At 73.9% G+C, this 13,903-nt stretch carries 12 protein-coding genes; 7 read left to right on the top strand and 5 right to left on the bottom strand.

Going from position 1 to position 13,903, the window contains the following annotated elements; genetic code table 11:
• On the top strand, positions 1-1,925 hold a 1,925-nt coding region (gene helR / locus ACOV8S_RS21245), incomplete at its 5' end, for an RNA polymerase recycling motor ATPase HelR (RefSeq protein ID WP_448319415.1).
• A 94-nt stretch (positions 1,926-2,019) separates the two neighbouring features.
• On the opposite strand, the gene ACOV8S_RS21240 is transcribed toward helR, so the two are convergent.
• Positions 2,020-3,603, bottom strand: coding sequence for a phosphatidylinositol-specific phospholipase C domain-containing protein (locus tag ACOV8S_RS21240; RefSeq protein WP_448319414.1), 1,584 nt, complete (start codon positions 3,601-3,603; stop codon positions 2,020-2,022).
• Positions 3,604-3,666: 63 nt separating this feature from the next.
• Positions 3,667-4,404 (bottom strand): DUF4232 domain-containing protein, encoded by a 738-nt coding sequence (locus ACOV8S_RS21235; protein WP_448319413.1) that lies wholly within the window; start codon positions 4,402-4,404, stop codon positions 3,667-3,669.
• A 160-nt stretch (positions 4,405-4,564) separates the two neighbouring features.
• Between ACOV8S_RS21235 and ACOV8S_RS21230 the strand changes: the two genes are divergently transcribed.
• Complete coding sequence (locus ACOV8S_RS21230; RefSeq protein ID WP_448319412.1) at positions 4,565-6,865, top strand: ATP-binding protein; 2,301 nt, start codon at positions 4,565-4,567, stop codon at positions 6,863-6,865.
• A gap of 54 nt (positions 6,866-6,919) precedes the next feature.
• On the opposite strand, the gene ACOV8S_RS21225 is transcribed toward ACOV8S_RS21230, so the two are convergent.
• Positions 6,920-7,492 carry a dihydrofolate reductase family protein gene (locus tag ACOV8S_RS21225; RefSeq protein WP_448319411.1) on the bottom strand — a complete coding sequence of 191 codons (573 nt, stop codon included), beginning with the start codon at positions 7,490-7,492 and terminating at the stop codon, positions 6,920-6,922.
• Between the two features lie 270 nt (positions 7,493-7,762).
• Here ACOV8S_RS21225 and ACOV8S_RS21220 point away from each other — a divergent pair, with 270 nt between their 5' ends.
• On the top strand, positions 7,763-7,888 hold the full coding sequence (locus ACOV8S_RS21220; protein WP_448319410.1) for a hypothetical protein: 126 nt from the start codon (positions 7,763-7,765) through the stop codon (positions 7,886-7,888).
• Between the two features lie 70 nt (positions 7,889-7,958).
• Here ACOV8S_RS21220 and ACOV8S_RS21215 read toward each other — a convergent pair whose 3' ends face one another.
• Positions 7,959-9,191 (bottom strand): RNA polymerase sigma factor, encoded by a 1,233-nt coding sequence (locus ACOV8S_RS21215; RefSeq protein WP_448319483.1) that lies wholly within the window; start codon positions 9,189-9,191, stop codon positions 7,959-7,961.
• Positions 9,192-9,443: 252 nt separating this feature from the next.
• Between ACOV8S_RS21215 and ACOV8S_RS21210 the strand changes: the two genes are divergently transcribed.
• From ACOV8S_RS21210 to ACOV8S_RS21195, 4 genes are all read left to right on the top strand, one after another.
• A complete protein-coding gene (locus ACOV8S_RS21210) occupies positions 9,444-10,064 on the top strand; it encodes a hypothetical protein (RefSeq protein WP_448319408.1) in 621 nt (206 codons plus the stop codon).
• A complete protein-coding gene (locus ACOV8S_RS21205) occupies positions 10,064-11,032 on the top strand; it encodes a nucleotidyl transferase AbiEii/AbiGii toxin family protein (protein WP_448319407.1) in 969 nt (322 codons plus the stop codon). The genes ACOV8S_RS21210 and ACOV8S_RS21205 overlap by 1 nt, the downstream gene beginning before the upstream one ends.
• A gap of 63 nt (positions 11,033-11,095) precedes the next feature.
• Complete coding sequence (locus ACOV8S_RS21200) at positions 11,096-11,560, top strand: PfkB family carbohydrate kinase (protein WP_448319482.1); 465 nt, start codon at positions 11,096-11,098, stop codon at positions 11,558-11,560.
• Entirely contained in the window at positions 11,557-11,823 is a 267-nt protein-coding gene (locus ACOV8S_RS21195) for a PfkB family carbohydrate kinase (protein WP_448319405.1), read from the top strand. Before ACOV8S_RS21200 ends, ACOV8S_RS21195 begins: the two co-directional genes overlap by 4 nt.
• Positions 11,824-11,875: 52 nt before the next feature.
• Here ACOV8S_RS21195 and dnaG read toward each other — a convergent pair whose 3' ends face one another.
• Complete coding sequence (gene dnaG / locus ACOV8S_RS21190; RefSeq protein ID WP_448319403.1) at positions 11,876-13,831, bottom strand: DNA primase; 1,956 nt, start codon at positions 13,829-13,831, stop codon at positions 11,876-11,878.
• Positions 13,832-13,903 lie beyond the last annotated feature (72 nt).

The following is a 13,903-nucleotide window of genomic DNA, read 5'->3' as shown; positions in this document are numbered from 1 at the left end:
ACCTGTGCCTGGGCCGGATGGTCCCGGCGGGCCCCGCCGGGTCGCAGGAGCCGGTCTACGTCGGGCGGCTCGGCCTGACCGACAGCTCGGGGCGCCGGCTGCTGCTCGACTGGCGCTCCCCCGCCGCCGAGCCGTTCTTCGCCGCCACCCACGCCAACCCGATGGGGCTGGCCAGCCGCCGCCGCTACCGGTGGTCGGGCGGCCGGATCGACGACTACTGGGACGAGGTCTTCACCTCCGGCGGTCTCGCGGAGGGGCACGCGGCGCTGGACGACCAGTCGGCCTTCATCGCGAGCCTGGGAGCCCACCGGTCCGAGCGGATGCGCGACGTGCTGGCCACCATCCAGGCCGACCAGGACGCCGTGATCCGCGCGGGCTCCCGCGGGGCGCTGGTGGTGGACGGCGGGCCGGGCACCGGCAAGACCGTCGTCGCCCTGCACCGCTCGGCGTACCTGCTGTACTCCGACCCGCGGCTGGGCCACCGCCGCGGCGGGGTGCTCTTCGTGGGCCCGCACCAGCCGTACCTGAACTACGTCGCCGACGTGCTGCCCAGCCTCGGCGAGGAGGGCGTGCGCACCTGCACCCTGCGCGACCTGGTCGCCGAGGGGGCGCGGGCGGTGCCGGAGGCGGACCCGGAGGTCGCCCGGCTGAAGTCGTCGGTGGAGATGGTGCGGGCGATCGAGAAGGCGGTCCGGTTCTACGAATCGCCGCCCACCGAGGCCCTGACGGTCACCACGCCCTGGGGCGAGGTGACGCTGAGCGCCGCCGACTGGGCGGAGGCCTTCGACGCGGCCGAGCCCGGCACCCCGCACAACGAGGCCCGCGAGCAGATCTGGGACGAGCTGGTCGCCATGCTCCAGGAGCGCGTCAAGGGCGAGGTCCCGGCCGTGCTGTTCCGCAGGGCGCTCGGACACGACGACGAGCTGACCAGCGCGCTGAGCGCCGCGTGGCCGATGATCGAGGCGGCCGACCTGGTCGGCGACCTGTGGACGGTCCCCGCCTACCTGCGGCTGTGCGCCCCCTGGCTGGACCGCGACGAGGTGCGGCTGCTGCAGCGCGCGAGGCCGGACGCGTGGACGCTGTCCGACCTGCCGCTGCTGGACGCGGCCCGGCAGCGGCTCGGCGACCCGCGCACGGCCGTGCGCAAGCGGCGGCAGAAGGCTGCGGTGGCCACCGAGCGGGAGCGGATGGCGGGCGTCATCGACAGCGTGGTGGCCGCCGACCCGGACGGCGAGGGCGCGGTGACCATGCTGATCGGCGAGGACCTCAAGGAGAGCCTGGTCGACGAGTCGGCGCTGCCCTCGCACGCGGGCGATCCGCTGGCCGGTCCGTTCGCCCACGTGGTGGTGGACGAGGCGCAGGAGCTGACCGACGCCGAGTGGCAGATGCTGCTGCTGCGCTGCCCCTCCCGCAGCTTCACCGTGGTCGGCGACCGCGCCCAGGCGCGGCACGGCTTCACCGAGAGCTGGCAGGAGCGGCTGGCGCGGGTGGGGCTGCACCGGGCGCAGGTGGCCTCGCTGAGCATCAACTACCGGACGCCGGAGGAGGTCATGGCGGAGGCCGAGCCGGTGATCCGGGCGGCGATCCCGGACGCCAACGTGCCCACCTCGGTGCGCCGTTCCGGTGTGCCCGTCACGCACGGGAAGGTCGCGGACCTGTCCGCGGTCCTGCAGGAGTGGCTGGCCGCCGACGAGGACGGAACGGCCTGCGTCATCGGCGACCCCTCCTTCCGGGAGAGGCCGCGGGTGCGGTCGCTCACGCCCGAGCTGGCCAAGGGATTGGAGTTCGACCTGGTGGTGCTGGTGGAGCCCGGCCGGTTCGGCGGGGGCGTCACGGGTGCGGTGGACCGCTACGTCGCGATGACCCGGGCGACCCGGCGGCTGGTGGTGCTGTCGGACGGGGCGGGAGGGCCGGCCGGGGTCTGAGGCCCGCCGGCGGCATGACCGCGGGAGGGCCCGCACCCACCGGGGTGCGGGCCCTCCCGCGTGCGCGCTCACGCGGGGCGGACGTCGTGCGGGCTCACTTGGGGCAGACGTCCTGGGTGACCGGGCCGCCCGCGACGGTCGCGGTGGCCGGGTCGACGGCCATGCACAGGCCGGTCCACTGGTTGACGAAGGCGTAGGCGGTCCTGGAGGAGCCCGCGACCTCGACCTTGGTGGGGACGATGTTCCACATCTGGCTGCCGGAGAACCAGCGGGTCTCGCATCCCCACCAGAAGAGCTGGGTGCCGGCCGACGGCGGGGTGCCGTTGTTGTAGGGGACGGTCAGGCAGGTGCCGTTGCTCGCCTTGATCCAGAAGTAGCCCTTGTGGTCGAAGGAGCTGGGCTGCTCGGCCTGCCACTGGTGGCTGACGGGCGGCGTCGACTGGCACGCGCGCTGGGTGACCAGTCCTCCGGTCCTCGAGCTGTCGAACTCGGGGCCGCGCACCAGGCACCGGCCGTACTTGGTGTTCACGTAGGTCTTGTCGGCGTTCACCAGCCAGAGGCCCTGGTGGCTGCCCTTGACGATGTCGCCCTTGTTGCGGTCGACGATGTTCTGGATGAGGGCCCAGCCGGGGAAGTCCATCATGACGATGCCGATGCGGCCGGGGGCGACACTGTTGTTGAGGTGGTTCATCAGCCGGATGTTCTGTCCGGCGACGTAGGTGGTCACGCCCGCCGTGGTGTCGATGTAACCGCCCGCCCACTCGGCCGGACTCGGGGAGAGCAGCGCCGAAGTGGCGGAGGTGTACGACACGTACCAGTCGTTGCCCTTGTCGGCGATCGCCGCGTCGACGTTCCGCCGGACGCCCTCGAACTTCGCGTCGTCGTCGCTCGGCTTCCAGTCGTCCACCAGGTGGGAGTGGAAGCCGTTCGTCCCGTAGGAGTAGGAGGCGCTGCCGTCCTTCTCCGTGACGTCGAAGGTGCCGAGCACGATCCTGCCGCGGACCTGGGAGAGGGTGGGCGTGGGCGCGAGGCTGTTCCGCGTGATCGACGGCTTGTGGAAGAGGCCGTCGTACTTCTTGGCGTACTGGTCGAAGATGGTCGCGATCACCCCCGCGGACACGTTGGACGGGTCGTTCGTGCACTCGCCGATGCCGCCACCACTGCCGATCGGGCACTCGGCCTTCAGCCGCATCACGATCGTCTCGCCCGGGTGCTGGGCGAGGAACGCCTTCGCCTTGGTGAGGACGTCGTCGAAGTTGGCGTTCTGGTAGAAGACGCCGTGGTGGACCGTGAAGTACTGGTTCTCGGTGACGCGGACCCGGATGTCGAGGGCGCGGATGCCCCGGTCCAGCTGCGCGGTCAGGGTGGCGGCGCTGTCGCCGTAGTCCTGCTGCGTCTCGGTGCTGGAGCCGCCGTGGATGGAGAGCGTGTCATGGGTGCCGGGCAGCGAGACCCGGGACAGCGGCGTGGCTCCGTCGAGGGACTTCATCCAGTCCTGCCGGAGGGGAGCCGAGCCGAGGGAGTTGTAGGCGTCGGCGTTGACCGACCCGGCCGCCTGCGCGGGGGCCGAGGCGAGCATCAGCGAGCTCGCGGCGACGCAGCCCGCCACCAGCTGGGCGAGCGGGCCGAGGCGGCGCCGTGACGCGACGCGGAGGCGGTGGAGAAGCGGATGGGACATGGGACTCCTGTCCTGGACCGGGCCGGGCGGAAGGGGCTGGGAGGTGCTGTTGCCGGGATCGCGTCACTGCTGGGTGGTGTCGGCCTGCCGCATCGAGGCGACGGCTTCGGCGACGGTGCCGCGGTACAGGCCGAGCCTGGGGGCGGACACCTGGACGCCGGAGCCCAGGCCGAACGCGCGGGTCTCGGCGTTGGGCATGTGGGACGGGCTGACCAGGACGTGCATCTCGTCGACGTCCTCACCCCCGCCACCGGGGGTGAGGTCGAGCACCGCGTACGCCTTCCCACCCGCGAGCAGGGCGTGGTCGGGGCCTCCGAGCCCACCGGGGACCAGCGGGTGGAGGTTGCCGCTGCGGTCGGCGTCGTCCGCCCGGCCGAGGTCGACCGCGGGCAGCAGGTCCAGGCCGCAGGCGCTCGCACCCGTGTTGGCGACCTCGATGACCCGCCGCGTCCCGTCCTTGCGGACGGTGAGCGAGAGCTGCTTCATCGCGCAGGGGTGCTGCTGGGCGTACTCCGGCGTGTTGTCCGCCGAGCCGCCGCCGGTCTTCCCCGCGGAGCCCCGCGCGGAGCCCTGCGCCTGGGGCGCCTTCCCGCCGGCGGGGGCGGCCGAGGAGCCCGCCTCCGCGTCGGCGGCGGGGGTCTTCGCGGCGTCCGCGTCCACCGGCGCCCCGGTGGAGGCCTTCGCGTCCGCCCCGTCCGCCGCACCGGAGGCGGTCCCGTCGCCGCCGCAGGCGGTCAGGGTCAGGGCCAGGACCGCGGTGGCGGCGGCGAGGAGCGTGCGGTGCGGGACGTGGATGCGCATGAGGAGCCCTAAGGAGCGGAGACGGTGAGGTGGCCTGACGGCATGCTCAGTCCACCAGCGGACACCGGGACGCCACCAGGAAGTCCTACCGGCAGAAGTAAACTGGGGATCACTTCTGCCGGTCCGTCACCGGCCGTACGACGTCCGGGGGATAAGCATCGTGAGCACCGACGACCCGGTCCGCGGAGACTTCGCCGCGCTGCTGCGCACGCTGCGGGGGCGCGCCGGGCTCAGCCAGGAGGAGCTCGCGCACCGGTCCGGGCTGAGCGTGCGGGCGGTGGCGGACATGGAACGCGGGCGCACCCGGGGCCCCCAGCGCCGCACGGTGGCCGCACTGGTGGCGGCACTGGCGACCTCCGGGGCGGAGGCCGAGGCGCTGGAGCGGGCGGCGGCCGCGGGCCGGCCCCGTCCGAAGCCTGTTCCCGCGGCGCCGGCCGGGCTGCGACTGCCGCGTGACGTAGGGGACTTCACCGCACGGGAGGCGGACCTGGAGCGGCTGCGGGCGGTGGCCGAGGCCACCGACGCCGCGCACCCACCGGTGGTGCTGGTCACCGGCCAGCCGGGGCTGGGCAAGACGGCCTTCGCGGTACGGGCGGCGCACAGCCTCACCGGCCGCTACCCGGACGGGCAGCTCGCCGTCGACCTGCGGGGCACCCGGGCCGAGCCCGCCGATCCCCGCGAGGTGCTCGGGGCACTGCTCCGCGCCTGCGGGGTCGCCGACGCCGCCGTGCCGCAGGACCTCGAGAGCCGGTCCGGCCTGTTCACGGCCGTGCTCGAGGACCGGCGGATGCTGCTGCTCCTGGACAACGCCGCGGACGAGGAGCAGGTGCGCCCGCTGCTGCCCGCCGCGGGTCCCACGCTGACCCTGGTGACCAGCCGCAACGCCCTGGCCGGGCTGGAGGGGGTGCACCGGCTGGCGCTCGGGGTGCTGCGCCGCGAGGAGTCCGTCGCCCTGATGGCGCGCGTCCTCGGCCCGGACCGGGTGTCGGCGGAGGCGCAGGCGGCGCGTGATCTGGCCGACCTGTGCGGGCAGCTGCCGCTCGCGGTGCGGATCGCCGCGCAGCGGCTGGCGGCCCGGCCGCAGGAGAGGCTCGCCAAGCTCGCGGCCCAGCTCTCCGACGAGGGCCGCCGGCTCGACGCCCTCCAGGCCGGGGACCTCCAGGTGCGGGCCGCCTTCGCCCTCTCCTACCGGCAGCTGGACCCGCCGGCCCGGCGGGTGCTGCGGCGCTCCACCCTGGCCGCCGGTTCCGACTTCTCCCCGCGGACCGCCGCGTTGCTCGCCGGGACGACGCCGCGGCAGGCGGAGCGCTGCGTCCGGGAGCTGGCCGACCGCGGGCTGCTGCAGCCGGACCCGGTGGCCGACCGCTACCGCTTCCACGACCTGCTGCGGCTGTTCGCCGCCGAACAGCTGTCCGAGGAGGATCCCGCCGAACCGGCCCGCGTCCGGGAGGCCGCCGCCCGCTGGGTGCTGGCCCGGGCCGGTGCCGCCGCGCTGCACTTCGACCCCGAGCGCTCCCCCGCCGGCGACCCCGAGCCGGCCTCCGCGCCCCGGGGGGCCGAGGAGGCGCGCGCCTGGCTGGAGGCGGAACGGGCACAGTGGCTGGACGCCCTGCACCAGGCGCTCGCGGACGGACACCACCGCGAGGTCGTGGACGCGGCGGAGGCCATGCACTGGTTCTCCGACCGCGTCCAGCACTGGGAGGAATGGGCGGAGGTGTTCCGCTGCTCGGTGGCCGCCGCCCGGGCCCTGGGAAGCCGGCGTGAGGAGGCCGTGCACCTCAACTACCTGGCCTGGTCGTACAACCTGTGCGTCCACGACAGCGCCGCCGGGCTGGCGACGGCCCGCGAGGCGCTGACCGTGGCGCGCGAGGTGGGCGACCTGCTGCAGGCCGGGTGGGCGTACGGGTACGGGGCGGGGGCGCTGCACCGTCTCGGGAGGGCCGAGGAGGCGGTGGAGTGGCTGGAGAAGTCCGCGGCCTGCCACCGGGAGAACGCCACGCCGCAGGCGCGGCTGGCCGAGCTCGCGACGCTCAACGCCCTGGGCGCCCACCTGCGGTCCATGGGCCGGCCGGAGGAGGCCCTGGCCGTCCACCGGCGGAGCGAGGAGCTCTGCGAGGCCGGGATCGCGGGGCGGTCGTCCGAGGTGCTGTCGACGTTCCGGGCCAGTACGCGTCACCATCTGGGCCAGGATCTCGGCAAGCTGGGCCGTTGGGCGGAGGCGGAACCGCTGCTGCGCCGCGCCCTGGCCGCGTTCGAGGAGGCCGGCATGGCCGCCTGGAGCGAGCCGGCCCGTCTGGATCTCGCCATCACGCTGCGCCGGCTCGGCCGCGAGGAGGAGGCCCGGACCATGCTGGAGACGGCCCGGCGAGGCCTCGTCGAGCAGAGCCACCCCCGGCGGGCGGAGGCCGACGCGGAGCTGGCGGGGCCCCCCACTCCCGACACCCCCGCGGTGCCGTCCTAGCGGCCGCCGCGGCGTCCGGCCGCCCGGACCCGCCGGCGTGTGGACCGGGGCGGGTCAGCGGACGACGTCGAAGACGTTCTTCTGCAGGCCGTTGGCGTACACCTCGTGCTCGACGAGCTTCAGCTTCTGGGCGTCCTTGTCCGTGGTGCTGAACAGCCGCTTGCCCGCGCCGAGCAGCAGCGGGAAGACGAGCAGGTGGTAGCGGTCGATCAGGCCCGCGTCGGACAGGCCGCGGTTCAGCGCGGCGCTTCCGTGGACGATGATCGGGCCACCCTCGGTCTCCTTGAGCGCGGCGACCTCGTCCAGCGACCGCAGGATCGTGGTCTCGCCCCAGTTCGACACCAGGTCGTCCTCGGTGAGCGTGGTGGAGACGACGTACTTCGGCATCACCTTGTAGTCGGCGAAGTCCTCCATGTCCGGCCACACGGCGCTGAACGCCTCGTAGCTGGTGCGGCCGAGCAGCATCGCGGCGGCCTCCTTCTGCTCCCTGCCCTTGATCTCGTAGGCCTCGGGGAGGAAGTCGACATCCTTGAAGGTCCACCCGGAGTTCCGGTACCCGGGCTCGCCGCCCGGCGCCTCGACGACGCCGTCCAGGGAGACGAACGCGGTGCTGATCAGGGTGCGCATGAGGTTCCTCCGAGCTCGTGGTCGCTTCACCGGTACAGACGGCACGGCCGGGCGAAACTCATCGCCCGCGGGCGGGCGACCCGAAGGAACCCGGTCGTCCGCACGCCCACACCGTAGCCCCGCGTGCGGTCGCCGGACGGTGTCCTCGGCCCCGACTCGAAGGAACGGTCCGGATTCCGTCCGGCGGACCACCGGCGGAGCCGGGTCGCCGCGGCGGTGAAGCGCGGCAACCGGGGAAGCCGGTCAGCAGCGGGCGGACAGGAGGACACCATGTTCCACGAGCAGGTGCTGGCCAAAGGGGCAGGACAGGGCACGCCGCCCTTCTGGATCGTCGTCGTCGCCCTGGTCGTCGTCGTCGGGGTGGCGTTCCTGGTGAGCAAGACGCGCAAGAGGTAGGCGCCGGGAGCCGTCCGCGCCCGGCCGGCCGTGGGCCCGCACCACCTCCAGGCCGCGCCGCCGGACGGATCTAGTCGAGGTAGCCCCGCAGTTGCTCGGCGAAGGTGTGGTCGCGCAGCTTGCTCAGGGTCTTGGACTCGATCTGGCGGATCCGCTCGCGGGTGACGCCGAAGAGGCGGCCGATCTCCTCCAGGGTGCGGGGCCGGCCGTCGACCAGCCCGTAGCGCAGCTGCACCACCCGGCGTTCGCGCTCGCCCAGGGTGGAGAGCACGGCGTCCAGGTGCTGGCGCAGCAGGATGAACGACGCCGTCTCGACCGGGGAGACGGCGTCGCCGTCCTCGATGAGGTCGCCGAGCGCGACGTCCTCCTCCTCGCCCACCGGGGCGTGCAGGGACACCGGTTCCTGGGCGAGCCGCAGGACCTCACGGACCCGCTCGGCGGTCAGGTCCAGCTGGGCGGCGACCTCGTCGGCGGTCGGTTCGTAGCCCCGCTCCTGGAGCAGGCGGCGCTGCACCCGCACCACGCGGTTGATCAGTTCGACGACGTGCACCGGAACGCGGATGGTGCGGGCCTGGTCGGCCAGCGCGCGGGACATCGCCTGGCGGATCCACCAGGTGGCGTAGGTGGAGAACTTGTAGCCGCGGGCGTAGTCGAACTTCTCCACCGCGCGGATCAGGCCCAGGTTGCCCTCCTGGACCAGGTCCAGCATGGTCAGCCCACGGCCCACGTACCGCTTGGCGACCGAGACGACCAGCCGGAGGTTGGCCTCGATCAGGCGGCGCTTGGCGAGCCGGCCCAGCACCACCAGCCGGTCCAGGTCGTGGGCGAGCCGGCTGTCCAGGTCGGGGGTGCGGCCGAGCTTCTCCTCGGCGAACAGCCCGGCCTCCACCCGGCGGGCCAGCTCGACCTCCTCCGCGGCGCTCAGCAGCGGGATACGGCCTATCTCCCGCAGGTACTGCCGGAACAGGTCGGCCGAGGGGCCCGCGGTCTGCGCCTTGCGCCGCGCGGCGACCGGCTCCTCCAGATCGGCCGGCTCCACCTCCACCGGCTCGGCCTCGGCGGCCTCGGCCACGTCCGCGGCGTCCACCGGCTCGGCGGGGTCGGCGGGGTCGTGCGGCCCCACGGGTTCCACCGGTTCGGCCGGCTCGTCGAGGGACGGGACCTGTGTCTCGGGGTGATGCGCCGCGCGGTCCTGCAGGGGCACCGCCGCCAGGACCGGTGCGTCGCCCTCGGCGAGGGCGCGCGAGGGACCGGCGGCGTGGGAGAGGGTCTGGGTCTGCACGCGTGCGACCTCCAGGGTGATCGCTGCTGGGGGTGCGGCAGCGCTTGCGTCTGTGGGCGACTGCGGGGGGTGACGCCGGGCGGCTCGGCCGCGTAGTGGGTCACGGGCCGGGCGTGCTCCGGGTACTCGACGCCGGACCCAGTGTGGCGTAGGACACACTTCCCTCACGAGGGTCGTGCGCCCACTTTCTGCGACCGGTACGTGACGGCTTGATTACCCAGGCGACGCAAAACTCATGTGCGCCCCCAGAAATCCCTCTGTAATGATCAGCGGATGGCCCGTTCTTCCTACGAAGCGCACCTGACCGTGCGGTGCCCGGACGACGCCGCGCTGGACCGGCTGCGCCGCTGGTCGGCGGCGCGCGGACTCAAGCTCACCCACGTGGTGCTCGCCCGCGGCCGCACCCCGTCCCAGCCGATGGTCACCCTGCGCGACGCCGACTCCTACGCCGGCCAGCTGTCCCAGGCCCGTTCGGTGCGGGCCGCGTTGGAGGCGGACGGATTCCCGGTGGCCCGGCTGAAGGTCGAGTCCGACCCGCTGGCCCCGGAGGTCCCGCGCGAACCCTGTGGGGACGGGCGCCACTTCGAGCACCACGTGAAGCTCCGCCTGGACGCCGCCGCCGACCTGGCGGCCCTTGCGGCCCGGGTCGCCCCGCACGGAGCCCACCTGTCGTGGAACGCCCGGCGGGTCACCGGCCCCGGGCACCACGAGCGGTTCGTCACCCAGCGGTGCCGGGGCGTGGACGCGCGGGGCGCGCGGCAGGCGCTGGACGCCCTGCTCGAGGCCCTGGCGGGGGAGGAAGTGCTCGACGTGGAGCGGGAGTTCGTGCTGTACGACAGCGACGCCTCGGTGGACGCGGGGTGGCTCGAGGAGCTCGAGGAAGGACCTGCGTGATGAGCACGCCCAGGAACCCGTGGAAGAACCCCCGCTACTACGACCTGCCGGCCACGCTGAGCTGGGTGGACGCGGACGGGGTGACCCAGAAGCCGGTCTTCGACCCGGCGATGAAGCACCGCACGGACGCCTACCGCGCCTCGGAGCCTCGGTTCGAGCACGCCCGGCAGGGCGCGCGGTGGCGTGCCGCGCGGCGACGGGCGCTGGAGCTGGTGCTGGAGGCGGTGGCCGGGTCCGTGTGGTCCGACGCGCTGGTGCTGCGCGGCAGCGCGCTGATGGCGCTCCGGTTCGGCGCGGAGGCCCGTGAGCCGGGCGACCTGGACTTCGTGGTGGTCCCGCACACCTGGGCCATGGAGGACCCCGGCACGGCCCGGATGCTGGAGGAGATCGCCCGGGCCGCGCAGTCGCTGTCCGGCTGGGAGGCGGCCTGCCCGCAGTTCGACGCGCGGGGCGCGGTGACGGAGGACATCTGGACGTACGAGCGGGTGCCCGGCCGTCGCATGGTGCTGCCCTGGTCGGCGCCGGAGGCGTCAGGTCTGCCCGGCGGGTCGGTGCAGCTGGACTTCGTCTTCAACGAGAGGCTGCTCCAGGAGCCGGAACCCGTGGAACTGCCCGGCGGCGGGACGGTGCGGGCGGCGACGCTCGAACTGTCCCTGGCCTGGAAGGTTCTCTGGCTGCTCTCCGACCGGTACCCGCAGGGCAAGGACCTCTACGACGCGGTGCTGCTGGCCGAACGCGTGCCGCTGACGCAGGAGTTGCTGCGGCCGGTGCTGGAGGGCTGCGAGGACTGGCCGTACCTGCGGAGCCTGGGGCTGCTGACGCGCGCGCACCTGGCCGAGCAGCTGGCGGACGTCCAGTGGGAGGAGTTCGTGGCCGACCATCCGGAGTTCGAGGGCCGCCGTCAGGAGTACACCGGGCGGCTGCTCGACGCCCTGGAGCCCACGCTGGACGGGTTCCGGCTCGACTGACCGGCGCGCGAGGGGCCGGCCCCGTCCTGCCCGCCGGGAACATGCCGCGTACGGCGTCCGGGCCTGTTCCGGGGCGACGGGACCGGTCCACTGACGCCCGGGACCTCGGCCGCCTTCTCCTTCGCCGGCGCGGAGAGCAACGTCTCCATCGGACCGGCGCGACCGGGTCTGCGGGTCGCGATGGTCGGGCGGGTCGGCGACGACCTGATGGGCCGGGTGATCGGCGAGGGACTGCGGTCCGAGGGCGTGGACCTGTCCGCTCTCGTCGTCGACGCGGAGGCTCCCACGGCGTTCATGCTGCGCCACCACCGGACGGCGGGCCGGGTGGTCGCCTCCTACCACCGGAGCGGTTCGGCAGGGTCCCGGCTGAGCCGCGAGGACGCGGACGAGGATCTCGTCCGCTCCGCGAGAATCCTGCACACCACGGGCATCACCCTGGGGCTCGGCCCGTCCGCCCGCGACGCCGTCGAGCACGCCGTCGAACTGGCCCGCGCGGCCGGTGTCACGGTGAGCCCGATGTCACGGTGAGCGTGGACGTCGACCACCGCTCCGAGCTGTGGAGCAGGCAGGACGCGGCCGCCGCCATGCGGTCGCTGATCGGCCGGGTGGACGTGGTGTTCGGCGGCGGGGAGGAGCTGCGGCTGCTCACCGACGAGACGGAGCCGCAGGCCATCGCCGAGGCCGTCCACGGCCTGGGGCCGGCGGAGGCGGTGGTCGAGCGCGGCAGCCGGGGCGCGGTGGGGCGGGACGCCACCGGGACCGTGACGGTGCCGGCGGTCGGGGTCACCTGAGCGCGGGCCCGTGGCCCACCGCCGGGTCACCTGGGCGGAGCACACCGCCGGGCTACAGCGCCGCGGCCCCTCGCTCCCGCAGCGCCTGGCCGTACTGCTGGAGCACCCACAACTCGTTCTGCACGGCGGTGAGCTGGGCGGGGTCGCCCTGGTGGCCCAGGCGGGCCAGGCTGGACTGGACCTCCTGGATGCGGCGGTCCACCGCGCGGCGGCGGACGGCGACCAGCTGCTCCCCCGCGTAGTTCTCGTCGACCGGGCGGCGCACCATGATCGCCTCGACGGCCAGCTCGGTGACCATGGAGCGGACGGTGTCGTCGGGGGCGGCGTCGCGGACGCGGATCAGGTACTCCTGCGGGTCCTGGGCGCCGAGGTCGGCGCCGCCCGCGTCCATGACCGCCTGGCGGACCGCCGCGTACGGCGGTGCGGTGAACTCGTCGACGCCGTACGCGTCGAAGGCCGGGGAGACCAGCTCGGGCCGCTGCAGGGCGAGCTTGATCAGCTCGCGCTCGGTGGCGTGCACCGGGTTGCGCAGGTTGAGCGGCGCGCCCGAGGGGCCGCGGGAACCCTGCGCGGCGGGGCCGGCCTGGGCGGCGCCCGGACCGTCCTGCGGGTGGCGCGGGCCGTTCTGCGGGCGGCCGCTGTCGGGCGCGGGACCGCGGCCGCCGCGGTCGCGGGACCAGCGGGCGATCTGGGCGACCCTGCGCACCACGAACTGGGTGTCCAGGATGCCGAGCATGCCGGCGAGCTGCACCGCCACCTCGTGCTGCGCGCCCACGTTCTTGATCTTGGCGACCACCGGGGCGGCCTCGTCCAGCGCGGCGGCCCTGCCGGCCGGGGTGTCGAGGTCGTAGCGGGCCACGATCTGGCGCAGCGCGAACTCGAAGAGCGGGGTGCGCGGCTGCACCAGGTCGGCGACGGCGTCGTCGCCCTTGGCCAGGCGCAGTTCGCAGGGGTCCATGCCGTCGGGCGCGATGGCGATGTAGGTCTCGGCGGCGAACTTCTGGTCGTCCTCGAAAGCGCGCAGCGCGGCCTTCTGGCCCGCGGAGTCGCCGTCGAAGGTGAAGATCACCCGCGAGGTGCCGTTGTCCATCAGCAGCCGGCGGAGGATCTTGATGTGGTCGCCGCCGAAGGCGGTGCCGCAGGTGGCTATCGCGGTGGTCACCCCGGCGAGGTGGCAGGCCATGACGTCGGTGTAGCCCTCGACGACCACGGCCCGGCTGGTCTTGGCGATGTCCTTCTTGGCGAGGTCGATGCCGTAGAGGACCTGCGACTTGCGGTAGATCGGGGTGTCGGGGGTGTTGAGGTACTTGGGCCCGTTGTCCGACTCGTAGAGCTTGCGGGCGCCGAAGCCGACGACCTCGCCGCCGATGTCGCGGATCGGCCACATCAGGCGGCCGCGGAAGCGGTCGATGGGGCCGCGGCGGCCCTCCTGGGCGAGGCCGGAGGTGAGGATCTCCTTGTCGCTGAACCCCTTGCCGCGCAGGTGGCGGGTGAGGTGGTCCCAGCCCTGGGGGCTGTAGCCGACGCTGAAGTGCTCGGCGGCGGCCTGGTCGAAACCGCGCTCGGCGAGGAAGGCGCGGCCGGTGTCCGCCTCGGCGCCGGTGGCCAGCTGCTCGGCGTAGAACTGGGCGGCGACCTTGTGGGCCTCGATCAGGCGGATGCGCTCGCCGCGCTGGTGGGAGGGGTTGTAGCCGCCCTCCTCGTAGCGCAGCGTGATGCCCGCCTGGCCGGCCAGGCGCTCGACGGCCTCGGAGAAGGTGAGGTGGTCGACCTTCATCACGAACGTGATGGTGTCGCCGCCCTCCTGGCAGCCGAAGCAGTGGAAGAGGCCCTTGGCGGGGCTGACCTGGAACGACGGGGACTTCTCGTCGTGGAACGGGCACAGGCCCTTGAGGTTGCCGCCGCCGGCGTTCTTCAGCTGGAGGTACTCCGACACGACGGAGTCGATCGGGACCGCGTCCCGAACCGCCTTCACGTCCTCGTCGTTGATCCTGCCGCCGCCAGCCACGTGCAAATTGTACGGGCGCGCGCCGACGTCACGGCTCCACCGCCCGCCGGACCCGCCCGCGCCGCGCGGGGG

It is taken from the genome of Streptomyces sp. CO7 (assembly GCF_053474865.1).
This window is presented reverse-complemented; position numbering and strand designations above follow the sequence as displayed.

Bases quoted from the DNA above. Each gene is read 5' to 3' on its own strand.
- ACOV8S_RS21240 (WP_448319414.1), bottom strand. From the start codon at position 3,603: ATGTCCCATCCGCTTCTCCACCGCCTCCGCGTCGCGTCACGGCGCCGC.
- ACOV8S_RS21235 (WP_448319413.1), bottom strand. From the start codon at position 4,404: ATGCGCATCCACGTCCCGCACCGCACGCTCCTCGCCGCCGCCACCGCG.
- ACOV8S_RS21225 (WP_448319411.1), bottom strand. From the start codon at position 7,492: ATGCGCACCCTGATCAGCACCGCGTTCGTCTCCCTGGACGGCGTCGTC.
- ACOV8S_RS21220 (WP_448319410.1), top strand. From the start codon at position 7,763: ATGTTCCACGAGCAGGTGCTGGCCAAAGGGGCAGGACAGGGCACGCCG.
- ACOV8S_RS21210 (WP_448319408.1), top strand. From the start codon at position 9,444: ATGGCCCGTTCTTCCTACGAAGCGCACCTGACCGTGCGGTGCCCGGAC.
- ACOV8S_RS21205 (WP_448319407.1), top strand. From the start codon at position 10,064: ATGAGCACGCCCAGGAACCCGTGGAAGAACCCCCGCTACTACGACCTG.